Raw genomic sequence first — 24,397 nt, forward strand, 5'->3', positions numbered from 1 at the left:
AATCGCGTGTTCATAAACCATCAATAGCATTCTTTTTTATTACTTACTTCATACTGTACTTTCGATCCATTATTAATTTACAAATCAAACTATTATGAAAAGTAACGGAAAGAAAACATTGAAATTAACTAAAAAATCTATTTCTAACTTATCAACTATTCTTGGCGGAATTGGTGGAGGAAGCGAACCATCTGGCGGAGATTGGAATGCTGCACCAAGTACAGGCGGACCAAGCTGGAATTGCAATAGTGTAGACGTATGTACTCGATAGTTAAAAACTAGTTATACAATAACATACACGGCCTGTTTTTCTATATAAAGAAAGACAGGTTTTTTTATTCTTATAACTTTTAATTGAATACCATTTACAACGATTTTTAAAAGAAATTAAAAAAAGTGGGTAATGAAATTTCATAATGCACCCTATTAATAGAAAACACAAACTATTAACACACAAACATTATGAAAAACAAAGCAATTCAAACACTAAAACTGAACAGCATTTCTATTTCAAATTTATCATCAATAAACGGTGGACTTCAAAACAACCATGGTAATCAACGACCTGTAAAAGGTTCTCCAAGTACAGCCGGACCAACTTGGGATTGTGGTCATAGTAGCGGTTGTTATACAAAAGGTTGCGCAAATGGTTAAAATCCACTAAAAAACAAATGCCTTCACATTTTATCTTTTTAAAGTTTGAAGGTGTTTTTATTGTATCATCAACTTCATTTCACTTCGATATTTAGATGCACTTTTTCCTGTGATTTCTTTGAATAGTTTGTTGAAATGCGAAAAGTTATTGAAACCACTTTCATAACATATTTCTGTAATGCTGCTTTGACTCTCTAAAAGCAATTTTGTTGCATATACAACACGATATTCGTTTACTAATTTGGTAAACGTTTTTCCTGTAATTTTTTTAAAGTACCGACAAAACGCAGGAATCGTCATATTGACTTCGTTTGCAATCTCGTCAAGTGTAATGTGTCGCTGAAAGTTACTATTAATGTATTTAAAAATGATATCAATTTTAATACTGTCTTGCGGTTGCGCTTCAAAGGCAAATCCATCTACGTTTAACAATTCATAATCTTCTGCTAAAGCGAGTATGTTTAATACTTCTAGTAATTTTATGACACGCTTAAAACCATTGTATTTGGGTAATTTTTCAATTTTTGGACCTATTATTTTTTTAGTTTCTGGCTTGAAGCGAATTCCTTTTTTTGCTTTTTCTAGTAAAAGTGAAATTGGTTGCATTTCAGGTAAATTATAGAATTCTTTCCCTAAAAAATCAGTTTTAAATTGAATGAGCGTTTCTTTTCCTTTAGACGTTAATCGATCGGCAAAACCATTATGCGGCAAGTTTGATCCAATCAAAATTAATTGACTGTTATTAAAATAGGAAAGATGATTTCCAATGTGACATTTTCCCTTTCCTTTGTTTACATATACCAATTCTACTTCTGGATGAAAGTGCCAAAACGCTGATTCACGTTTTCGTTTCTTAGTGTTTTGTGCAACAAAGATTGAGTTTCCAAACTCTGGAGTTATTTTTTCAAGTGTAGGTTTTGTATTCACAGCAAAAGATTTAGCAACTACACAAAAATACTACTAAAACTGTTGAAAATGTGTGTTCATTTACCCAAATTGTATGCTATTTTAACCAATATAAAAGTTTACAATTATTTAACGGTTAAAATAACACATAAATTAGCCAAAATAGCCGTTTTCTCCTTCATAGATCAACCTTAAATTTGTACTGTAAATTATTTAAAACAAAAAGTCATGAAAAAAAGAATGAACCACATCGTATGTATGATAATGATGATCGTTAGTATGCTAAGTTATGCGAACCCTACGTATTCTTTAGACACTCACAAAGAAAGTACAATATTAACATTTAACAATGTTAAAAAAGGACATCAATTGGTGATTAAAGACACTAATTTATTGATCCTTTATAAGGAAGCCATTCAAAAAAATGGTAGATATTCTAAAGGTTTTGATTTAACAGCATTACCTGATGGAACTTATTATTTTGAGCTAGAGAAAGATGTTGAAATTGTAGTTATCCCATTTACAGTAGTTGCAAATAAAGTAACTTTTGACAAAGAGAAAGAAACTATAGTTTACAAACCAACTGTTCGTTTGGAAGAAAATCACTTGTTTGTTTCTAGGCTTTCGCTAGATACACAACCATTATCAATCAAAATATATTATAGAGATTCTCTTGGAAAAGGAACAGATTTAATTTTTTCCGAAAAAATTAAAAACACAAAGATTGTAGAGCGTATCTACGAGTTATCAAAAGAGAAAAAAGGAAAATATACCATTGTTTTTACGAGCAAAGGAAGAGAATTTGAAGAACATATTAAATTTTAGGCTATTTAATATCATTTAAATTGAGAAGCGTAGCATTATAAAATGACTACGCTTTTTTTATGATCTTACTAAAAAGTTAAAACTTAATATTTATAATTCCATTTGTAAATACATATATCGGCACATCATTTCTATCATTCATCGTCACTCTAAAAGTTCCTTCCATTTTAGTATCTGTATGTGTAATTATGGATGTTTCTCTGTCTCCAGATATAGGATCTGAACTGTATTCTATACCATTTTCAATCAATAAAAATTCTTCAATTTGATTGGTTTCTTCTACGATGACAAAAAATAAAAGCGTTTTGGTATTATTGTCAAATGTTGCTTCTATCATTCGAACATTGGTATCTGCTGGATTTAACATTACACTGTATTCTGTCAAAAAATAAGCGATTCCATTTAGATTAAAACTGATTGCATCTATTGGTACTATTGGCAAATTTTCATCATCTGACGAACAGGATAAAATAACAAATGCAATGATGCATAACACTACTTTTTTCATTGTGCATATTTTTAATTATATATGTTTTGCACGTTGAAAATTGGGAAACTCTTTTTCAATGTATGTAAATCATCAATACAAGGCTCTAATTATTTCGTAAGCGTTGTATTTTTTGTGTAAGCGTAGTTAAAACAACGAATATTGTCCGTTTTTATACTGTTCGTGAAGTGTTGTATTGAGTCTAGGCATTTTTTTGTTTTTGAAGTATTTTAGTCTTGCAAGTTGAATTAAGTTTCTAATTTGCTCTGCTATTTTTCCTTCTCCGCGCATTCGATGTCCGTAGCGACTGTCGTTTAATGTTCCACCATGACAACTTTCTATTTGATGCAATACTTTATCTGCTTTATCGGGCATGGTTTTACGAATCCAATCGGTAAATATTTCGCCAATGGCACCGTTTAATCGTACAATGGTAAACGCAATGGAACTTGCGCCCAATTCTGCTACTTTTTTCGCCATTGGCAGAATTTCATGACTATTAATTGATGGAATGATTGGTGCCAACATGACATTTACAGGAATTCCGTTTTCAGCCAAAGTTTTCACGGTTTCCAATCGTTTTTTAATACTTGCTGTACGCGGCTCCAATACGCGACGTGTTTCTTCCGATAAGGAAGTAATAGAAATATTAACACCGATAAGATTGTCTTGTGCCAGTTCTTTTAAAAGATCTAAATCTCGAAGTATGAGTGCGTTTTTGGTAATAATTGCTACCGGATGTTTATACTTTAAACATACTTTGAGCAGACTTCGTGTTATTTGTAATTCTTTTTCAGCAGGTTGATAACAATCAGTATTTCCAGAAAGTACAATGGTTTGCGCTTTCCAGCTTTTCTTTTTGATTTTTGCTTCTAACAATTCCGCCGCATTTCGTTTGACCAATATTTTTCGTTCAAAGTCCAATCCTGCGCTATATCCCCAAAATTCATGACTGTTTCTTGCGTAACAATAAATACAACCGTGTTCACAACCTTGATACGGATTTAGCGAATATTGCATCCCAACATCAGGACTTTTGACTTTATTGACAATTGTTTTTGGGAATACATTGATATATTTCGTTTTGTTTTTATCAGCTTCCTCACCTTCTTTGTGGCAGTATTCTAAAAAATCGGAACGTATTTCATGTGCATCTTGCAAAAAACGATTGTGTACATTTTTTTGCGCGCCTCTACCTTTGATTTTTGTTGAATCTTCCAAAACTCTTGATTTCTTTCACCAAAAGTACATTCCGCGGAAGCGAAAACAGTCAATTCAATTCACTTTTAAGTGCAACTACGGGAATTTTATTGCTTAATAAACTTCTTAATCACAGAACGATTTTGATCGTCAATAACTTTTAAGAAGTATACACCTGTTTGTAAATTACGAACGTCAATTGTTGTATTATTTGAAGTTACTTGTATCTCTTTTCCAAGTATAGAGTAGATTTCTACACGTTTCAGATTTGTAATTCCTTGAATATGTAATTGATCAATAGTTGGATTTGGATAAATAGCAATATCAGTTAATTCAACTTCTTCTGTTGAAAGTGTGCGAGAAAAAGTTACTTGACTACAATCATCAGAAACTGTTACGTATCTATAGTTAGGTAGATATCCAGCATGAAAACATTTTCCTAATATAAAAATAAATACATCCTCAGTACTCGTAGAATTACTACTTTTACTTATGTGACACGAGGTTACAGGAAGATCATCAGGAGGCAATGCATATTCTTGTACTGTATAAGGAATTCCTGTATAGTTACACCATAAAGAATAATTACTTATATCATATACATTTTCAATATCACTAGAGCTATTATGTAAATCATCAGACAACGCATATGTATTAATAAAATCGTATGCAGTAGTTAGCTCAAAATCTGTATTTCCTGATGTAGAATCATAAAAATTTGTAACAGAGAATTGATATTGTGACATAAAATCATCTAATGCAGCCACACCAGATTGTCCTGTATCTTTTAACGTTTGCACCCAACTGACTGTTGTTTGCACTCGAAACCCCATTTTTTTGTAAGGTAAATGAAGTTCATTCACGTGAAATTGAAATTCATTAAATAATGAATCTATATCAGCTAGGTTATGTGGATTTGAATATATAGCTGAAAGTTTTTCTAGGCAACCATCTACCCTAGATTGTTCTAGAAAAGGATTGTCATAATCTGGATCACTTGGATTATTTTTAATTTCTTGTAATACTAATAATTGAGCATCAAGTTCATAATTTTGTTGAATAAATGGATTGATGCTGCATTGCGCTTGTACACTGTATATATACAAACATAATAAGCTGGTTATTAGTAGTTTTTTCATATTGGTTGTTTTAGTAATTAGTGGGGGGAAGTAATATAATAACAATGAAATCAGTCATTTACCCTACTAAAAATTATCAATTTTTAATCGTAAATGCAAAAAAATCTTACTTGTTACCCAAAAATTACAAAGAAATACTTGTGTTTAAAAAGTTATTTTGAAGCGTTCTTACGGAAATCAAAAAATCCTGCTCAAAATGAGCAGGATTTTTTAATGATATATTTCAAGTTTAAGGCTATTTTCCAGGAAATGCAGCTTTGCGTTTTTCTAAGAATGCCGTTGTTCCTTCTTTGAAATCTTCGGTGCCAAAACAGTTTCCAAATTCAGTAATTTCAGTTTCGTAACCATTTACGCCGTCTGTATAGTTTGCATTGATAGCTTTGATAGCTCCGCTAATTGCCACTAATGAATTTCGCATAATTTTGCTCGCAAGCTTATACGCTAAAGGCAACAATTCTTCTTGTGTCGTTACATGATTTACCAATCCGCATTGTTTGGCTTCTTCAGCGCCAATCATTCCTGCAGTCATCACCAATTCCATTGCTTTTCCTTTACCAACTAGTTGTGGTAAACGTTGCGTTCCTCCATATCCAGGAATTACTCCAAGTGATACTTCTGGCAATCCCATTTTGGCATTATCACTAGCAACTCTAAAATGTGCTGCCATTGCTAATTCCAATCCGCCACCGAGCGCAAAACCGTTTACGGCAGCAATAACTGGTGTTCCTAAATTTTGTACAAAGTCGAAAAGTAATTCTTGTCCTTTTGCTGCTAATTTTCCACCTTCTTCTATAGAGAAATGAGCAAATTCACTAATATCTGCACCAGCTACAAATGCTTTTTCTCCACTACCTGTCAATACAATCACTTTTGCATCTGCGGAAGCATCTAACGCTTCAAAAGCATTGTGTAATTCTTGGATGGTATCTCTATTAAGTGCGTTTAGTTTTTTTGGACGATTAATCGTAATAGTTGCAATTCCGTTGTCTTCGTGTACTAGGATGTTTTCGTAGCTCATGATTGTTATATTTTTGGAAATGACACTTTAAATGTTGTGCCTTTATTTTCTTCTGATGTAAAAGTAATACTTCCTCCGGAAGTTTCTAGAATATTTTTTACCATTCCGAGTCCTAATCCCATTCCACTAGTTTTGGTTGTAAATTTAGGCTCAAATATTTTTGGTTCATTTTCTTTTGTAATTCCAATTCCGTTATCTTTTACAGTAATCATTACCATATTTCCTTCTTGAAATACGCGAACGTCAATACGTGGCGAACGATTATCGGAAATAGCTTGAATGGCATTTTTGACTAAGTTGGTAATGACACGAATTAATTGTGTTCGATCAAATTTTACAATGATTTCTTTTTCTTCGTACGAATAGTTAATGTAATCTTCATTAAAGAGTTCCATTGCCAAACGTGTAATTTCTACCACATTTAGCATTTCATTTTGCTGCGCTGGCATTTTAGCAAAGTTTGAAAACGCCGATGCAATATTGCTCATGGTATCAATTTGTTGAATGAGCGTTTTTGTGTATTCATTTACTTTTTCATGAATTTTTGGATCGTTCGGATCAAACTTTCGCTGGAAACTTTGAACAGTTAAACGCATTGGCGTCAACGGATTTTTTATTTCGTGTGCCACTTGTTTTGCCATTTCGCGCCAAGCTTGTTCACGCTCACTTTTTGCGAGTTTTACAGCACTTTCATCCAATTCATCAATCATACCATTATATGCATTGATTAGATTGTATATTTCTTCTCCTGCATATTCTACTATAATTTTTTCATTGCGTTTGTTGAAACGTGTTTGATCTAACTTTTCACCAATTTTCTTTAATGATTTTGTAATATATCTTGAAACATAGTAAGCAAATACGATCGCAATAATTAACATGACTACATACGTATATCCTAAACGTATCAAAAATTCTCTTAGTTCTCTATCACCAAAAGTATTATCAAGTTTATAACGCAAGTTTATAATTCCTAATGGCTTCGATTTAGCATCTGTAATAATACTATATGAAGACTGGTATTCTATGCCATTCTCTACAACTATGTCGTCATAATGTTTCTCAACGTTACTTTGTAAATTATTTAAAACTTCTGCTGGTAAACATTCTGTAATTCCTTCACTTCTAATAGATGTATCTGAGGTTTTTAAAAAGCCACCTTCTAAATCATATAAATTGAATATTACACTATGAATGTCTGCAATTTTGTAGATTTCTTTCTGAAAAATAAGTTCCAAATTTTCTTCACTAACAACATAGGTAGTTTCAAAATAAAGAAGGTATTTTACATCTCCTATTACTTGTTTTTCTTTTCGATCTAAACGACGTAAATGATAATCGTTTGATTGTTCACTGTACTGATAAACAGTGACTAACGCTATTAAAATAGATGCTACAAGAATTAAAATAATCATGTAAGCAAATATTCGAGAACGTAATGAAAGTCTAGCTGGTTTCATGAATGTGGGTTTATCTTCCTTGCCTTTGCACAAGAATCAAGCCAAGTTATGCCTCTGGGTTTTTCTCTCGTATGCGTTTATATATTTTAAATCCTAGCATCAATAAAATTCCTAAAACAAAAATTCCAATCACGCCAAAAATCCAATTAATAGAGCTTTTTAAAACCACCAAAAACACAACAGCAAACAGTATAAATGTCGCTCCTTCATTCCACAGTCTCATAAAGTTAGAACTGTAACGCACATCATCATTTTGCAATTGCTTGTACATTTGATTTGTTTTAAGATGGTAAATCCATAATAATACGATAAATGCTAGTTTAACATGCATCCAACCTAGTTGTAATAACGATGAATTGGCAATGAGCAGTAAAACTCCAAAAAGTGTTGCCAATATTCCTGAAGGCCATGAAATAATGAACCACAAGCGTTTTGCCATGAGTTTCAATTGTTTTCCTAAAATTTCCTTTTCGGGTGATGGTTTGTGATATGCTTCTATTTGATATACAAATAAGCGTGGAATGTAAAATAATCCTGCAAACCAAGTGACTACAAATATTAAGTGTAGTGCTTTTATATAACCGTAATATTCTATCATTTAATCTTCTATAAATAAATAGTTTAGTTTTTTCGCATTAAAAGCTTCGTTAAACGCTTTTATTTCGTTGTCTACTAAATTATTGAATGCGTTTAATTCTTTGTTTATTTTTTGTGACAACTCATTTTTTACCGCAATATCTTGTTCTGTTGGCGCAAAATCGCCCATGCTTACCAATGAATTTAAATGTCCTAATTTGTTTGTGAGACGAATTGGGAAATTCAATGGATCTTGTCCACTACGATTTTTCGTTTGATACAAAGCTTCTTCAATAGCTGTAAATTGTTTTTTGAGTTCTTTGGCTTTTTCCACCAAATCTTTCACATTTTCGTCATCTTTATACTGCGCTGCAAAAGAACTCAATTTTGCATTAATTTTTCTAATTTTTTTGATGGATTTATGTGCGTTGTCCATTGTTGCATTGACATCTTTGATGAAATCGAATTGCTTTTGCATATCTGCCAACGTGCTTTCGGCTCTTTTATCCGCTAAAATGGTAAACGGTTTGATGATTTCTACAGCATCTGAACCTTCTTTTTTCACAGTCAGCTTTACTTTGTATTCACCTGGAACTGCTCTCGGACCATTTAAACTTGCCCACCATAAAATCATTCCTTCTAGCTTTTCAGTGCCTTTATAGCTCATATTCCACACAAACTGATTTCCTCCTTTTTCAACTTTGAGTTTGTCTTTCTTTTTGTTTTTTGTGCTGAATTTTTTAATCACATCTCCATTAGCTTCCATGTACGTTAATGAAACCTCATCTGCTGAATCATAATCGTTCAAATAGAAATACGTAATAACTCCATTCGGATGATTGATTCCTTCCGTTTTGCTTCCTTTTTGAGAACCACCACGCATTCTGTATGAATCTTTTGGCTTGTATAAAATGTTTTCATTTTTTGCGATACCATATTGTTGATGAATCACCGTTAAATCGTCAATAATCCAAACACTTCTTCCTTGCGTTGCTACGATTAAATTGTTGTCTTTTAGGGCTAAGTCTGTAATTGGAACAATTGGTAAATTCAATTGAAACGATTGCCAGTTTTTTCCATCATTGAACGAAATGTACATTCCTGTTTCTGTTCCTGCGTAGAGTAAACCTTTACGTTTTGGATCTTCACGAACAACTCTTGTAAAGTGTTCTGCGTTGATTCCGTTTGTAATCTTTGTCCACGATTTTCCGTAATCGGTTGTTTTGTATATGTATGGCTTAAAATCGCCCGTTTTATATTTTGTTCCTGCTACATAACAGGTTCCAGCGTCAAAAACACTTGGCTCAATACTGTTAATCATCATCCAATCTGGCATTCCTTTTGGCGTTATATTTTCCCAAGTTTGCCCGCCGTCTTTTGTAATATGAATCAATCCGTCATCACTTCCAACCCACAACAAACCTTCTTTTAGAGGCGATTCTTGCGCAGCAAAAATAGTACAGTAATATTCCACGGAAGTGTTATCTTGTGTAATTGGTCCACCAGAAGATTTTAGTTTTTCTGGATCGTTTCTGGTTAAATCTGGACTGATAATATCCCAAGATTGCCCTTCGTTTTCAGTTACATGCACACGGTTTGAAAATGTGTATAAACGATTCGGATTGTGCTTTGAGAAAATAATTGGAAAATTCCACTGAAAACGATATTTCATTCCTTCAGCGCCATGTCCCATCGGATTGTCTGGCCAAACATTGATAGCTCTTACCGTTCCTGTTCTATGATTTTTTCGCGTGAGGAAACCATCGTAACTTCCACCATATACAATGTCATTGTCTTTTGGATCAACTGCAATATGTGCCGATTCGCCACCTGCTGTACTTTCCCAGTCGTCATCAGAAATTGAAAAACCATCTGTTCTATGCGGAATACGTATGGTAGAATTGTCTTGTTGTGCTACATAAATTCTGTATGGAAAGCTATTATCTGTTGTAACTCTATAAAATTGTGAGGTTGGTTGGTTGTGATAGGTACTCCAAGTTTCACCACCATCATAAGTAACTTGTGCGCCACCATCATCACCAATAATCATACGTTTTGGGTTTTCTGGTGCAATCCATAAATCGTGATGATCGCCATGTGGAGCATTGTATGTACTAAATGTTTTTCCGCCATCGGTACTTTTATGATAGCGTACGTTCAATACGTATACAACATCTACATTTTCTGTATCTGCATACAAACGTGTATAATACCAAGCACGCTGACGCAATTTACGTTCGCTATTTACTTGACTCCATGTTTCGCCACCATCGTCACTTCGATACAAACCACCTTTGTCTTTATTTTCTACAATTGCCCAAACACGTTGATTGTTTAATGGAGAAACTGTAACTCCTATAATTCCTAAAGTTCCTTTTGGGAACCCTTTTTTTGTAGAGATTTCTGTCCATGTTTCGCCACTATCTGTACTTTTCCATAATGCTGAACCATCGCCACCAGAACTCAAACTGTACGGAGTTCTGCGAACTCTCCATGTAGAAGCATATAGAATTCTTGGATTTGTTGGATCAATTAATAAATCGACAACTCCTGCATCTGCATTGGCAAAGAGTGTTTTTTTCCATGTTTTTCCACCATCAATACTTTTGTATACACCTCTTTCTTGTGAGGCTTTGTAAACATTTCCCATCACACCAGCATATACAATATCTGGATTCGTAGGATGAATTGCCATTCTAGGAATATGTCTTGAATTTTTTAATCCTGAAGCTGTCCATGTTTTTCCAGCGTCGACACTTTTCCAAACGCCATATCCTGAAGATACGTTTCCACGCACGGTTTTTTCGCCACCACCAACATATATTACATTCGGATCACTTTTTGAAACTGTAATTGACCCAATACTTCCTCCAAAAAAGCCATCAGAGATATTTTCCCAAGCACGTCCACCATTGGTTGTTTTCCAAATTCCGCCTCCAGTTGCTCCAAAGTAGAACAAATTAGGTTTGTTAGGAACTCCTGTCACAGCAGCACTTCGTCCGCCACGAAAAGGACCAATAAGCCTGTATTCTAGGTTTTTATAATAATCTTCATTGAAGTTTTGTGCTTGTGTTTCAAAAGAACTTCCTACAGTAAGTAAGAGCACAGTTAGTAAGGTTAAAAATCGCATTTTTAGGTTGGTTTGGTTTTAGTTACTAAAAATAAGGATTATTCTTTTATGGTGTTTTTGTTTTTGTGTTAATTCGTGTGTTTGGTGTTTGAAGGTGTGTGTTTTACTTTTTATTTATAAACATAAACTCCTAAACTTATAAACAGTTAAACGTCTTTGCGAGGAAGCATGACGTGGCAACCTGTTTCTATAGTAAAAGATAGCTTCACTTTGTTCGCTATGACGTTTCATAACCTCTCAATACTAATATCTCAGAATATAAACTTCAAGCTTGTGTATTCGTTTTTTTGTCTATTTGTTTTCTGTTACAATAAAACTAACTGCTACACCAGCTATTCTCGACTGCGCTCGAATTGACATTTGAAACTTCTCAATACTCATTTCTCAGTGCTAAAATCTTTTTTACCACGAATTCACGAATAATTTTAAGCTTTTCTAATGTATACTTTAAATGTATTGAATGTACTTTGAAACAATTCAAAATTCAACATTTATAATTTAGCATTTAAAGACTAGAATATTGTAACGTTTTTTGAATGACATTTGAAACCTCTCAATACTCAATACTAATAGCTCAAAACTACTTTTACTTCAACGTACGTCTCACTTCTCTATTTAAATACCAACCTGTAACGATTGTAGAGAGTAAATCGGCAATAGGAAAGGCAACCCAAACACCAAAGATTCCGTAGTATTTTGGTAAGATTAAAATTAATGGAATGAGGAAGAATCCTTGTTTTGTAAGTGTGAGCAATAATGCAGGAATGGCTTTCCCAATGGCTTGAAAATATCCAGAACCAATCATTTGAACGGCAATTAACGGAGTGACTAAGAATACCCAACGCAAGGCATTTGGCGTATCTCTAATTACAACTTCATCATTGGTAAACACGGACGTTATTTGCTCTGGAAAAATCATGATAATTGCAAAAATGAGCAATGCCAAACCTGTTCCGTATTTGATAGAAATGTTGATACTTTGACGCACACGTTCAAGCTTTTCTGCACCATAGTTGAAACCTGCAATTGGTAGAAATCCTTGCGAAATTCCCATCACAGGAAATAAAGCAAACATCAACATTCTACTTATAATTCCATAAATAGTTACCGACGTTTCTCCTCCGTACATAAATAATGTATGATTTAGAATGATGGAAAGAATACTCACCATTCCTTGTCGCGCTAACGTTACGCCACCTAATTCTGTGATTTCACGAACAATAGCATGTTGTAATTTGAAACATTTCAATCGGATTTTGAGCTCACTATGTTTTGAAATAAAAAACCAATAGATGAATAAAAAGCAGATAAAGTACGAAATTGACGTTGCCCAAGCTGCTCCAGCCATGCCCATATCCAACACATTGATAAATAAGTAATCGAAAAGTATGTTTCCAATTGCTGGAAGAATCAATGCAACCATTGCAAATTTTGGCTTGCCTTCTGCTCGTACAACCGGATTTCCTGTCATACACAAGGACAAAAACGGAACTCCATACATGACAATAACATAGTACGTTTCCGCAGGAGCGAGAATCTTACCTTTCGCACCAAATAGCGCTAATGCTTCTTCTTTAAAGATGAGTCCGACAATGACAAAGAAAATTGCCAATCCGAACGATAGTACAATCTGGTTTCCAAAAACTCGTTGTGCTTTATCGTGATCGTCGGCGCCTAATGCTCTGGAAATGATAGATGCACCTCCAACTCCAATCGCCATTCCAATGGAAGCAATTAAAAAGGTAAGCGGCACAACAACCGTAATAGCGGCAATTGCCATGGCACCAATCCATTGTCCAACAAAAATGGTATCGACCACCATATTGAGCGACATAACTAAAATTCCTATCGATGCAGGAAGTGCTTGCGAAATAAGTAGTTTCCCAATTGGCGCAATACCAAGTTCGGCAGATTTATTGGTTGCCATTAGGCAGTTACTTCCTCTTTAGAAGCAACACTCCATTCATTAATCCAACGTGTCATTACTTTTACCCAATCATCGTTGTCATTTAAGCAAGGAACATGTTTGTACTGTTCTCCGCCAGCTTCTTTGAATTGTTCTTCACCTTCCATTGCAATTTCTTCCAGTGTTTCTAAACAATCTGAAACGAATGCAGGTGTAATAACTACTAAGTTCTTTTTTCCTTCTTTTGGAATGCGTTCAAATTCAAAATCTGTATATGGTTTTAACCAAGGATCGCCACCTAAACGCGATTGGAATGAATCGCTATATTTTCCTTCTGGTAAGTCTAAATATTTTACAATTTCTTTCGTTGTTTCAAAACATTGATGTCTGTAACAAGTTGCATGTGCTTTAGATGCAGTTTCGCAACAGCTTCCATCTATTTTGCAGTGTGATTTTGTTGGATCGCTTTTGCGGATATGTCTTTCAGGAATTCCGTGATACGAAAACAAAATGTGATCGTAATCAACTCCTTCTATGTGTGATTTTATGTTTTCAGACATGACACGAATGTAATCTGGATGATTGTAGAAAGATGGAACAATCGTCAAATTCATATTAGGAAAATGCTTTTTTTGCTCTTCTTTCGTTTTTTCGATTACTGTTTCTGTAGAAGACATCGCGTAATGCGGATATAATGGCACAACCAATACATCATCTACTCCTTTGTCATGCAATTCTTTTAGTCCTTTTTGAATACTCATAGAGCCATAACGCATTCCTAATGCAACAGGCACTTTGGCGCGCGCTTGTACTTTTTCATGAAAACGTTCAGAAAGAACTATTAATGGTGAACCTTCTTCCCACCAAATTTTTTGGTAAGCTGCTGCTGATTTTTTGGGACGTGTGTTTAAAATAATTCCTTTAACTAAGAATGTTCGAAGCCATTTTGGAACATCAATAACGCGTTCGTCCATTAAGAATTCACCTAAATATTTTTTTACGTCTTTAGGGTTTGGACTATCTGGCGAACCAAGATTTATCAGTAATACACCTTTCATTTGTTTCTTTTTTAGTCTTCTTTTTAAAGAAATACAAAAATACGACTCTATCTTCAATTATTATACAGACTAGTATAGGAAATCTTTATATATTCATTTTAAATCCGAATTATACGATACAAAATGTTTACGTTACTCATTTAAAAGGCATTTTTACGCATTATGATTCTGTTAACATGAAAGAATTTATATCTTTAGTACATTGGTAAACATTTTACCGAATACACTATTACCATTAATTTTGCTACGTATTTTATGAGATTATATATATCACTCCTATTTCTGTGCTGCACCTCTTTTTTAATTGCTCAAGAAGAAAAACAAAGTCTTCTTTGGGAAGTTTCTGGAAACGGCATGGAAAAATCGTCCTACTTGTATGGAACTATGCATGTGAGCAAGAAAGTAGCTTTTCGATTGGACGATGTTTTTTTTAAAGCATTGAATGAAGCAGAAACTGTTGCTTTAGAATCGGATCCGACAACTTGGCTGGCACATAACTACGAACTCATGTCTGATGCTTCACCTAGAAGCTATGGCGGTGAAAATTTTTATAACAGAAATTTTAATCCGCAATTTTCTAAGAAAGAAGCCGTACGAAGCATTATCCGATTTGACAATAGAATTATTAACGGATATTTATATCGAAAACAGGCTGGTGCAGACGATTTTGAAGAAGAAACATATTTGGATATGTTTATTTATCAGGCAGGAAAAAAGAACAATAAACCAATTATCAGCTTAGAAGACATCAAAGAATCACGATACCTTACTTCGCGCGCAGCGTATAATATTTTAAAGAAAAAACCTGACGAATGGATTCAAAAAAAGTTTAAGGATCAAAACCGATATACCGTTCAAGAAGATGTGTATAGAGACCGAAATATTGAGTTACTCGATTCTATTGGCGCTGCTGTAAATACCGATTTTTATCGCGAACACATGCTGTATAAGCGTAATGAAAATATGGTAATTGTGATGGATTCTTTGATGCAACACAAAACTGTTTTTGCTGGAGTTGGCGCTGCGCATTTGGCGGGTGAAAAAGGCATGATTAAAATGCTTGAAGATCGCGGATATACTGTAAAAGCACTAACTTCTAAACAGACCGATTTTGCACTGAAAGCCAAAGTAGAATTAGAAGATTTGCATGTAAAACCATATTTAAACACCTACAGTACACCTGATGGTTTTATTACAATTAAAACCTTTGATGAACTCCGAGAATTCGTCTATAAAGAACAAAAATTTTATTTAGCGCCCGATATGACAAACGGTGCGTATTTAACCATCACACGATTAAATACCTACGATCAGTTTCCGAATGAAGAAAAAATTACACTCGAAGAAATAGATCCGTTATTGTACGAAGATATTCCAGGCGATATCATTTCAAAAGAACCAATTACAAGTCCATTTCCTGGGTTTAGTATTGTCAATAAAACCAAAAAAGGCGATTATCAAAAGTATCATATTTACAAAACGCCACTGGAAATGATTATCATCAAATTTGGTGGAAAAAAGGATTTTGTATTGCAATATGAAAAAGAAATTTTTAATTCTATTCAGTTTCGCAAACCTTCAAATGAATTGAAAACTTATACGGCTGAATACAATAAGTATTCGTTTTTATTTCCAACGAATTTCATTTCTGATAATACGAAGAATGTTGGAAATAAATTATTGCAAGCTGCAGTTAATGATGAATATTATTTCTTTAAAGAAGTATTCAATAATGACATTACATACATAGAAGAAGATGCGTTTGAAGCAGAGTACATTCACGATAATTTCTATAAAAAACTAGACATTGAAAAGGTTGATGGCAATTTTGTCAACTACAACTATAAAAGTTATGAATCATCGGCTATTGTTGACACGATCACGCAGAAAAAAATCTATTTAAAGACCATTGTAAAAGACGAAAGTTATTATTTGCTCGGTTTTATTGGTGATGATACTCAAAAAGCAAAAACGTATTTTAATTCGTTCAAAATCAACACTCCAAAATACAAGCGATTTAAAACAGTGATTGATACTTCATTGCACTTTTCGGTGTTGACAAATACCAAACAACCTACGGCTTCACGATCGTATGGTTCGCGATATGACTCAAATAAAAAGGCGTACGATCAGGAGAAAAAATACATTACATACACTTCAAAAAGTAATGAAAAAGTACTGGTGCGAAGAATTAAATATCACGACTTACAAATGTTTCACAATATTGATAGTTTATGGAATAGCATAGAACGTTTTTATGAGTATAGTTTTGTAATTGAAGATAAAAAACATGAACAAAAAGACGATGTTTATTATAGTACGTATGTTTTAAAAGATACAGCGAGTGCCAAGCGTGTATATAGAAAAAACATCTTGAAAAAAGGAGTTTTATTCAGTCTATCTACTTTGGAAGATTCTATTGCAGAACGTTCTGAATTTGTTGAAAATTTTTATGAAACGTTTACACCTGTTGACACGTTACTTGGTAAAAATGTGTTTGTTGATAAAACCGATATTTTCTTTGATGGAATTAAAAACAATGACAGCATCGTATTAAAATCATACGCAAAAATTAAGTTTAAAGACAAGCATGCAAATCCGATTATCGCTATTCTGAAAGAACATGAGTTCCCAGAAGATCGAGAAAACATTAAAAACTATCTAATTACTTCTTTGGGGCGACTTGAAAACCCACAAATTTATCCGTTTTTAGAAAAATTATATATTGAAGCGTACGACAAACCGAAAACGCAAACTGCCATTTTAAGAACCTTATTAAAGCAGGAAAAAGAAACTTCTTATGAATTGATCCTTGAGTTGTTGGAAAAAGATTTCCCATTAGATTCACGCGCAATCAGTAGATTGTTTAAAACAGGACAAGACAATTTAGTATTGAAAAAAGAACTGTTCCCAGAATTGTTGAAATATTCGAGCATACAAGAATACAAAACACCTATTTATGAATTATTAACGCAATTAAGCGATAGTAGTTTAATCAAATCAAAAACCTATAAAAGATATAAAAGTCAATTGTTGAATGATGCTAAAATAGAAGTGAAACGAAACTTAGGAAAATCTTCTTCTTACAATTATAGCAGTAGTAGAGCACTTGACAATTATGTAAAGTTATTATTCCCGTTTCGAAAAGATAAAAACATCAAAGATTTCTACAGTAAATTGATCAAAACGGATGCAAGATCAGCGTTGACAACTTATGTAACGTTGTTAGCTGAGTACAATGAACAAATTCCGCAAGAATTAAAAGAAAAAACCTTTTTTGATGACAAAGCATTGGCCTCTACCATATGGAAGTTAGCCGAAAAAGATTTGCTTAAAATTGTGCCCGATTCGCTAAAAACACAACAACGTTATGCAAAATCAGGATTGGTGAGTCGTATTGGACTCGACAAAGAGAAAGACACTATTTCTTTTGTAAAATCGATCAAAGTACACAACGAAGATGGCGACATTACTATATATTTCTTTAAAGTAAAAGAGGAAGGTCGCTACCGAGAAACCAACAAACTATATCACGTAGCCTTTTTAGACAAACCTACATTGACTACAGAACCGTATCTTTTAACTAAAGGTTCTAGAGGCGATCGTATTTACGGCGACGAAATTGACGAAGAATTATTTGAAGATGCAATAGAACAAGTAAAATACAAAAAACGAAAACGAGTTAGCGGACGATCGAGGTATTGATTTTTTTAGACTTCTTGGACATATTAGATTGTTAGACTTGCTTAGATTTTTAGACTGTTAGATAGCTAGTACGAGTTTAAAAACTCGCACTAACTAATCCTTATACTTAGTCTAGAACTCGTATTCTGCCACTGTTAAAGCATCTAACTCTTCCACAGTAATATCATGATCTTCAAGAATAAAACGTGCTATCTTAGTTACAACCGAAGAAATATTCGTTGGTAAATTCATAATGTGAGGACAAATTCTAAGCGCTTCAGGACGTGGATTATCACCAGTATTTTCTGGAATAAAACCTACTGCAAAACGACTTCCCTCTCCTTTCTTACCGTATAAATAATTGTATAAATCTTTATGGTTAATGGTTCTTCTTGGCGAGATAATGCTAAATACAGTGACACCATTAGAAAACTTTTTAGAAATAGGTGTTGTATATAAAATTTCCACACCCAATCTGTCAGCCATAAACTTTAATTTTCTTCTTAAATCGTCTTGAAGCGACTTAACTCTTGCCTCAATACGTTTTGGATCATTTCCGTTTATTTTATCATGCTCAGCAATAGTTTGTCCCAACGCATAAATATTGGCTTCATCTCTTTGGCCAAGCAATTCAAATCGTGATGTATCTTCAGGCAATTTATCTTCAAACCCAATTTTACCATCATACGCATGAATGCTGATATCAAAATTTTCAGCGCGCTCAGGTTTCATATAAAAAATACCTGTTTCAAAAGGCCCCATTAACCACTTATGCGAACTAGAGGCAAAACTGTCACAATCAACTCCTTTAATTCCGTTTTTCTCAATCAGGTTTATTTCCAAACCGCCCCAACTTACAGCACCATCAACATGAATATGAATGTCTGGATATACTTCGCGTACTCTTTGCACAATTTCTTTGGAAGGCATACAAATACCAGAAATATTGGACACTTCAGAAAAACTGAGCATAACAGTATTTCCCGAAATACTTTTGATTTTCTCTATAATAATATTGCAGATTCCTGATAGAATTCGTTCATCAGTCCAATTAAAGAAATCTATTGTTTTCAGTGAGAACATTTCCACTTTTTTCGTTTCGGATGATCTCAATTTCCAAACATTATTATTGGTTGGATGATTTTCGTCCCATAACAACACCGTATTTCCTTCCCAAAGTTTAAATCCTTTTGAAAGTTGATTGTTAGCTTCACTCGTATTACGTACCAAAGCAATATTCTTAACACCTGGAGCTGGCACAGCGCCAACATGTTGCGCAATTACCTTTCGTATCGTTTCTAAAATAAGTCCATATCGTTCTTGTCGCGATTGCATAGAAATATCTGCATTGAACTGAGAACGTAATGAGTTAATTCTATTGAGCACAGGAACAAACGTAGGACATAAATTTGCTGAATTCATCGGTTCCACCATAAATCTAGGATCAACACCTGGATTAAAAAACAATTTCCGAACACTTGACCAATCAACAACTGTTTCAAGTTTTAGCGTCTGTTCAAAATCTCCTTTTAATACATTATACTGTTCATTGGTAATTAATGATTTTTGTCCAAGCTTTTCTATAAGCTCAAGCATTTCGTTTTGGATTATACTAGTTCCCATGGCTTTACTATTTAATTGTGTTTCTTACTCGTTTAAGGTTTTTCAGATTTCACCTTTTTGATTGAGACACAAATTTGAGCGTAAATTAGTCACCAAAACAGCCCATAAATACGGAAACTGCCATTGCGGATAGTACGCAAATACTACCGTGTTTATACTTGGGTGTTTTTAATATGTGAAGTAGAATAAGAAATAAACAGATTGCCGCGCATTTTTTTAAAATGCTCGCAAAGACGTTTCCCAGAAATCTAATAGTCAAACAGCACTCGTGCTGAGCCTGTCAAAGTACAAATTTGCGAAGCGACCCACATTTCGACTCCGCTCAATGTTCATATACTTCCAAAAGCGTTCACGCTGAGCCTGTCGAAGTGAAGCGATCCAAAATACTAAAAGCGCCAGCGATCTAACAGCGAAGCGAATCTAAAAGGCGAAGCCGGTCTAAGAGATTCCCGCCTTCGCGGGAACGAGTCTAAGAGCGCCAGCAAGTCTAACCAGCACTCGAAACAATATATTTCTTAGGCGTAGTTCCGTATTTCTTTTTAAAAGCTGCAATAAAATGACTTGCCGTACTGTAGCCAACTTTATGCCCAACTTCGTTTACGTTGTAACTTCCAGACTCTAGCAACTTTCGTGCGTATTCCATCTTATAATCAAACAAAAAACTAAAAACTGAATCGCCATAAATTTGTTTAAAGCCTTCTTTCAGTTTCTTAATATTTAAACCAACTTCATTTGCCAACTCTTGCAAACTTGGTGGTTCGGCCATATTTGCGATGACAATATCTTTTGCACGACGAATTTTTAAGACATTATCTTCATCTACCAAAAATGGACATTGCTCAATATCGGCATCTTCACTTCTATTAAAATACAGACTCAACAATTCGTAGGCTTTTCCTTTTAAGTACAACTTCTTAATCGATTTGTGCATGTTGTTATTCAACATTTGATTCAACACAACAGCCATTATCGGCGTTATTTTTTTGTTGTCATAATACTTTTTGTCTTTCTTATCAGCATCTAAAAAATGTATATAATTTGCTTCTGTAGAAAATAATGAGTGAAACTTTTTAATAGGAATCAACACAGAAATCAACCAAGTTTTTGGCTTCAAGTCTACATTAATAGGTAAATCTGTTTGCGGGTTATACAACAACAATGCATGTTCGTCCAACACATCAAATGAATACCTTCCGTTGTTAAAGTTAAACTTACACTCGCCTTTTACACAAAAATGAAACTGTATAAAACTACTGTCAATTTCACGTATAAGTTGCTGAGTATCATTACTATCATTTTGAAGTTTTAAAATGTAAAAACCATCTTCAACTTGAGTCTCTTTCAAAGTACCTTGAGCGTTATTTTTTTCTTCCATAAGTAGAAATACCTGTTTTGTTCTTATTTAGAATCATTCTATGTTAAACGATCTAAAAAGCCTTATTTTGCAGTAAAATTACAACATTCCGCAAGTTTTTTATAAGAATCGCATCTAAAAAACTTATAGCGATATAAAAAGTCCTTTCAGCGTTATTTTTATTTCAGCTTGAATGATACTTTTGTTAACGATTTTGAATTCTTATGAAGCAATATAATATATCAAAACATAATTCTTTTTACTGTGTTGGGCTAAGCTACCAAAAAGCGGAAGCACACACACGTGGGAAATTTAGTTTGTCTGATACAGCTCAAGCTTCTATTCTTGAAACTACGAAGGTTGAAAACATTGGAGATGGCGCATTGATCATTTCTACATGCAACCGAACAGAAATTTATGGTTTCGCTTCACATCCTTGTCAATTTATCAAATTACTTTGCGATTACTCTAACGGAACTGCAGAAGAGTTTCAAGATGTCGCTTATATTTATAAGAATACTGATGCGATAAATCACTTGTTTAAAGTTGGTACAGGATTAGACAGTCAGATTTTAGGAGATTTTGAAATTATCTCTCAATTAAAGAAAGGATTCAAAGCTTCTCAAAAAGTTGGACTCATTAATGGTTTCATGGAACGTTTGGTAAATGCCGTAATAACTGCTAGCAAACGCATCAAAAATGAAACAGAAATTTCTTCAGGTGCAACCTCAGTAGCATTTGCTTCTGTACAGTATATTTTAAAAAATGTAGAAGATACTTCTGAAAAGAATATTTTACTCTTCGGAACTGGTAAGATTGGTAGAAATACCTGTGAAAATTTGGTGAAACATACCAAAAACAATCACATCACTCTTATCAATAGAACCAAAGACAAAGCCGAGAAAATTGCAGGAAAGTTCAATCTAACTGTAAAAGATTACGAGATGCTTTCTGAAGAAATTCAAAAAACAGACGTATTAATTGTTGCTACAGGAGCAGAACGTCCAACGGTTTCTAAAGAAGACATTCATACAAATAAGGAATTATTAATTTTAGATTTATCAATTCCTGAAAATGTATCGCAGAATGTAACTGAGTTAGACAATGTAACTTTAGTTCATTTAGATGCTTTATCGCAAATTACAGATGAAACTTTGGAACGCAGAAAAGAACACATTCCAAAGGCAGAAGCAATTATTGACGAAGTAAAAACAGAATTCACTGCTTGGTTAGAAACGCGAAAATTTGCACCAACAATCAAAGCATTAAAGCAAAAGTTAACAGCAATCAAAAATGCTGAATTGGACTTTCAACGTAAAAAAATAAGTGATTTCGACGAATCTCAAGCGGAAATCATTACGAATAGAATCATTCAAAAAATAACTACACAATTTGCCAATCATCTTAAAGATGAAAGCACAACTTCAGAAGAAAGTGTAGCACTAATACAAAAAGTATTTCAATTGGAAAACAACTCACTATGAGTAAACGCATCAGAATCGGGACTAGAGATAGTGAACTCGCATTGTGGCAAGCTAAAGTAGTACAAGATCAGTTAGAACATCTTGGTCACAAAACCGAATTAGTTCCCGTAAAAGCTACAGGCGATTTAGTCTTAGACAAACCACTATACGAACTCGGAATTACAGGGATTTTTACAAGAACACTCGATATTGCGATGCTCAATAATGACATCGATATTGCAGTGCATTCCTTAAAAGATGTTCCTACTTTATTGCCAAAAGGCATTGTACAAGCAGCCGTTTTAAAACGTGGAAATGTTCGTGACACCTTGGTTTTTAAGAAAAACGAAGAGTTTTTATCGGAACGTGACGCAGTTATTGCAACAGGAAGTTTGCGCCGAAAAGCACAATGGCTTCACCGATATCCAACACATACCATTGAAGATTTACGTGGAAATGTAAATACACGTTTGCAAAAACTAGAAGATACTGAACATTGGAATGGTGCTATTTTCGCTGCCGCTGGATTGGGACGAATCGGTTTACGACCAGAAGATTCTGTTAATCTTGAATGGATGATTCCTGCACCTGCGCAAGGAGCTATTATGATTACAGCTTTGGAAGAAGATGAAGAAATTCGTGCAATTTGTGCTGAAATCAATCATGAAGAAACTGAAATTTGTACTTCGATAGAACGTAAATTTCTAAACTTATTAGAAGGTGGTTGTACAGCGCCAATTGGAGCAATTGCATACATAAAAGAAGAAGTGGTAACACTTGAAGGAGTCTTACTAAGTACTGATGGAACAAAACGAATTTACGTAACACGTTACGAAAAACTCGGAGAACATCAGGAACTCGCAAAATACTGTTCAGACTTTATCATTGAACGTGGCGGAAAACGCTTGATGGATGATATTAAACAATCTGGAAAGCAAACCAATGTGTATTCTACCAAATTATTGACAGAAGCACAACGTCAACTATTTAATGAAAAAGTGATCTCAGAAAGTAGCGATTTCATTAAAATTAGCTTGAACAGAATCAAACCGCAAGTAGTTCGCAAGCCAATTAAAAATGTTATTATTACAAGTAAAAATGCGGTAGAAGCATTGGTACAAAACTTTTCAGCAGAAGAATTACAGTTTGAAAACATTTACTGCGTAGGGCGAAGAACAAAAAAGCTCATTGAGCAAAAAATTGGTCCTGTTGTAAAATCAGCACGCAACGCAAAATTACTAGCAGAACACTTAGTTGAATATATAGAAGGAACTTCAGTAACCTATTTTTGCAGCGATATTCGTTTGGATGCTTTGCCTACAACATTAGAAGAAAGTCATATAGAAGTTACAGAAGTACACGCATACAAAACGATGCTAGATGCTGAGAAGCTTCAAGATGGAATTGAAGGTGTGTTATTTTATAGTCCATCAACCGTAAAAAGTTACATATCGGCAAATAAAGCTAAAGGAATTGCATTTTGTATTGGCGAAACTACAGCAAAAGAAGCGTCTCAATATTTTGAAGATGTTCGTACTGCCAAAGTTCCAACGGTTGAGAGTGTGATTGAGTTGGTGAATGAGCACTATGTTTGATAGGTGTTAGGTTTTTGGGTGTTAGGTGTTAGGTATTAGCTAAACAACCAAAACGTCACTTCGAGTGAAATTTCGTATCGAGAAGTACTTTGAAATAAAAACAGACATGAGATATCAGTAGTGAGTAATGAGTTTTTCTCAATTCTCAATACTAACATCTCAATACTTAAAAAAGAAATGATAAAAAACGATTTATTTTTAAGAGCCTTAAAAGGCGAAGTGGTAGAACGTCCACCAGTTTGGATGATGCGCCAAGCAGGAAGATATTTACCAGAATTCATGGAAATAAAAAAGAAGTACGACTTCTTTACACGTTGTC

At 34.0% G+C, this 24,397-nt stretch carries 19 protein-coding genes; 7 read left to right on the forward strand and 12 right to left on the reverse strand.

Translation table 11 applies throughout. From position 1 onward, the window contains the following. The first annotated feature begins 94 nt into the window (after positions 1-94). The gene (locus tag ACRBBL_RS21390; RefSeq protein ID WP_431371129.1) at positions 95-271 is read left to right on the forward strand and encodes a hypothetical protein; all 177 of its coding nucleotides are present in this window, start codon (positions 95-97) and stop codon (positions 269-271) included. 191 nt (positions 272-462) lie between these two features. After that, a complete protein-coding gene (locus tag ACRBBL_RS21395; RefSeq protein WP_431371130.1) occupies positions 463-654 on the forward strand; it encodes a hypothetical protein in 192 nt (63 codons plus the stop codon). 57 nt (positions 655-711) lie between these two features. Here ACRBBL_RS21395 and ACRBBL_RS21400 read toward each other — a convergent pair whose 3' ends face one another. Further along, complete coding sequence (locus ACRBBL_RS21400) at positions 712-1,581, reverse strand: AraC family transcriptional regulator (protein ID WP_431371131.1); 870 nt, start codon at positions 1,579-1,581, stop codon at positions 712-714. A gap of 207 nt (positions 1,582-1,788) precedes the next feature. On the opposite strand from ACRBBL_RS21400, the gene ACRBBL_RS21405 reads away from it, so the two are divergent. Next, on the forward strand, positions 1,789-2,385 hold the full coding sequence (locus ACRBBL_RS21405) for a hypothetical protein (RefSeq protein WP_431371132.1): 597 nt from the start codon (positions 1,789-1,791) through the stop codon (positions 2,383-2,385). Positions 2,386-2,461: 76 nt separating this feature from the next. Here the strand turns inward: ACRBBL_RS21405 and ACRBBL_RS21410 are convergent, their stop codons facing one another. The 9 genes from ACRBBL_RS21410 to hemH form a co-directional block, all read right to left on the reverse strand. Next, entirely contained in the window at positions 2,462-2,893 is a 432-nt protein-coding gene (locus tag ACRBBL_RS21410; RefSeq protein ID WP_431371133.1) for a hypothetical protein, read from the reverse strand. Positions 2,894-3,019: 126 nt separating this feature from the next. Next, complete coding sequence (locus ACRBBL_RS21415) at positions 3,020-4,093, reverse strand: PA0069 family radical SAM protein (protein ID WP_431371134.1); 1,074 nt, start codon at positions 4,091-4,093, stop codon at positions 3,020-3,022. 86 nt (positions 4,094-4,179) lie between these two features. After that, a complete protein-coding gene (locus ACRBBL_RS21420) occupies positions 4,180-5,211 on the reverse strand; it encodes a T9SS type A sorting domain-containing protein (protein ID WP_431371135.1) in 1,032 nt (343 codons plus the stop codon). A 235-nt stretch (positions 5,212-5,446) separates the two neighbouring features. Next, on the reverse strand, positions 5,447-6,229 hold the full coding sequence (locus ACRBBL_RS21425; protein ID WP_431371136.1) for an enoyl-CoA hydratase/isomerase family protein: 783 nt from the start codon (positions 6,227-6,229) through the stop codon (positions 5,447-5,449). Between the two features lie 5 nt (positions 6,230-6,234). Then, positions 6,235-7,689, reverse strand: a complete 1,455-nt coding sequence (locus tag ACRBBL_RS21430) for a sensor histidine kinase (RefSeq protein WP_431371137.1) — start codon at positions 7,687-7,689, stop codon at positions 6,235-6,237. A gap of 46 nt (positions 7,690-7,735) precedes the next feature. Then, complete coding sequence (locus ACRBBL_RS21435) at positions 7,736-8,287, reverse strand: CopD family protein (protein ID WP_431371138.1); 552 nt, start codon at positions 8,285-8,287, stop codon at positions 7,736-7,738. Then, complete coding sequence (locus ACRBBL_RS21440; RefSeq protein WP_431371139.1) at positions 8,288-11,395, reverse strand: WD40/YVTN/BNR-like repeat-containing protein; 3,108 nt, start codon at positions 11,393-11,395, stop codon at positions 8,288-8,290. A 586-nt stretch (positions 11,396-11,981) separates the two neighbouring features. Then, positions 11,982-13,322, reverse strand: a complete 1,341-nt coding sequence (locus ACRBBL_RS21445; protein WP_431371140.1) for an MATE family efflux transporter — start codon at positions 13,320-13,322, stop codon at positions 11,982-11,984. Then, positions 13,322-14,359, reverse strand: a complete 1,038-nt coding sequence (gene hemH, locus ACRBBL_RS21450) for a ferrochelatase (protein ID WP_431371141.1) — start codon at positions 14,357-14,359, stop codon at positions 13,322-13,324. The genes ACRBBL_RS21445 and hemH overlap by 1 nt, the downstream gene beginning before the upstream one ends. A 255-nt stretch (positions 14,360-14,614) precedes the next feature. Here hemH and ACRBBL_RS21455 point away from each other — a divergent pair, with 255 nt between their 5' ends. Beyond that, a complete protein-coding gene (locus ACRBBL_RS21455) occupies positions 14,615-18,064 on the forward strand; it encodes a TraB/GumN family protein (RefSeq protein ID WP_431371142.1) in 3,450 nt (1,149 codons plus the stop codon). Positions 18,065-18,175: 111 nt separating this feature from the next. Here the strand turns inward: ACRBBL_RS21455 and ACRBBL_RS21460 are convergent, their stop codons facing one another. Further along, the gene (locus ACRBBL_RS21460) at positions 18,176-19,666 is read right to left on the reverse strand and encodes an aminotransferase class V-fold PLP-dependent enzyme (RefSeq protein WP_431371143.1); all 1,491 of its coding nucleotides are present in this window, start codon (positions 19,664-19,666) and stop codon (positions 18,176-18,178) included. 487 nt (positions 19,667-20,153) lie between these two features. Continuing rightward, positions 20,154-21,041 (reverse strand): helix-turn-helix transcriptional regulator, encoded by an 888-nt coding sequence (locus ACRBBL_RS21465; protein WP_431371144.1) that lies wholly within the window; start codon positions 21,039-21,041, stop codon positions 20,154-20,156. A gap of 203 nt (positions 21,042-21,244) precedes the next feature. On the opposite strand from ACRBBL_RS21465, the gene hemA reads away from it, so the two are divergent. From hemA to ACRBBL_RS21480, 3 genes are all read left to right on the forward strand, one after another. Further along, positions 21,245-22,504, forward strand: coding sequence for a glutamyl-tRNA reductase (gene hemA, locus ACRBBL_RS21470; protein WP_431371145.1), 1,260 nt, complete (start codon positions 21,245-21,247; stop codon positions 22,502-22,504). Next, positions 22,501-24,078 (forward strand): hydroxymethylbilane synthase, encoded by a 1,578-nt coding sequence (gene hemC, locus ACRBBL_RS21475; protein ID WP_431371146.1) that lies wholly within the window; start codon positions 22,501-22,503, stop codon positions 24,076-24,078. The genes hemA and hemC overlap by 4 nt, the downstream gene beginning before the upstream one ends. 177 nt (positions 24,079-24,255) lie before the next feature. Beyond that, on the forward strand, positions 24,256-24,397 hold a 142-nt coding region (locus ACRBBL_RS21480; RefSeq protein WP_431371149.1), incomplete at its 3' end, for a uroporphyrinogen decarboxylase family protein.

The sequence above is a fragment of the Kordia sp. genome, from assembly GCF_050633145.1.
Taxonomy (GTDB): Bacteria; Bacteroidota; Bacteroidia; order Flavobacteriales; family Flavobacteriaceae; genus Kordia.

Bases quoted from the DNA above. Each gene is read 5' to 3' on its own strand.
- ACRBBL_RS21390 (WP_431371129.1), top strand. From the start codon at position 95: ATGAAAAGTAACGGAAAGAAAACATTGAAATTAACTAAAAAATCTATT.
- ACRBBL_RS21395 (WP_431371130.1), top strand. From the start codon at position 463: ATGAAAAACAAAGCAATTCAAACACTAAAACTGAACAGCATTTCTATT.
- ACRBBL_RS21405 (WP_431371132.1), top strand. From the start codon at position 1,789: ATGAAAAAAAGAATGAACCACATCGTATGTATGATAATGATGATCGTT.
- ACRBBL_RS21410 (WP_431371133.1), bottom strand. From the start codon at position 2,893: ATGAAAAAAGTAGTGTTATGCATCATTGCATTTGTTATTTTATCCTGT.
- ACRBBL_RS21420 (WP_431371135.1), bottom strand. From the start codon at position 5,211: ATGAAAAAACTACTAATAACCAGCTTATTATGTTTGTATATATACAGT.
- ACRBBL_RS21425 (WP_431371136.1), bottom strand. From the start codon at position 6,229: ATGAGCTACGAAAACATCCTAGTACACGAAGACAACGGAATTGCAACT.
- ACRBBL_RS21430 (WP_431371137.1), bottom strand. From the start codon at position 7,689: ATGAAACCAGCTAGACTTTCATTACGTTCTCGAATATTTGCTTACATG.
- ACRBBL_RS21435 (WP_431371138.1), bottom strand. From the start codon at position 8,287: ATGATAGAATATTACGGTTATATAAAAGCACTACACTTAATATTTGTA.
- ACRBBL_RS21440 (WP_431371139.1), bottom strand. From the start codon at position 11,395: ATGCGATTTTTAACCTTACTAACTGTGCTCTTACTTACTGTAGGAAGT.
- ACRBBL_RS21445 (WP_431371140.1), bottom strand. From the start codon at position 13,322: ATGGCAACCAATAAATCTGCCGAACTTGGTATTGCGCCAATTGGGAAA.
- hemH (WP_431371141.1), bottom strand. From the start codon at position 14,359: ATGAAAGGTGTATTACTGATAAATCTTGGTTCGCCAGATAGTCCAAAC.
- ACRBBL_RS21455 (WP_431371142.1), top strand. From the start codon at position 14,615: ATGAGATTATATATATCACTCCTATTTCTGTGCTGCACCTCTTTTTTA.
- ACRBBL_RS21460 (WP_431371143.1), bottom strand. From the start codon at position 19,666: ATGGGAACTAGTATAATCCAAAACGAAATGCTTGAGCTTATAGAAAAG.
- ACRBBL_RS21465 (WP_431371144.1), bottom strand. From the start codon at position 21,041: ATGGAAGAAAAAAATAACGCTCAAGGTACTTTGAAAGAGACTCAAGTT.
- hemA (WP_431371145.1), top strand. From the start codon at position 21,245: ATGAAGCAATATAATATATCAAAACATAATTCTTTTTACTGTGTTGGG.
- hemC (WP_431371146.1), top strand. From the start codon at position 22,501: ATGAGTAAACGCATCAGAATCGGGACTAGAGATAGTGAACTCGCATTG.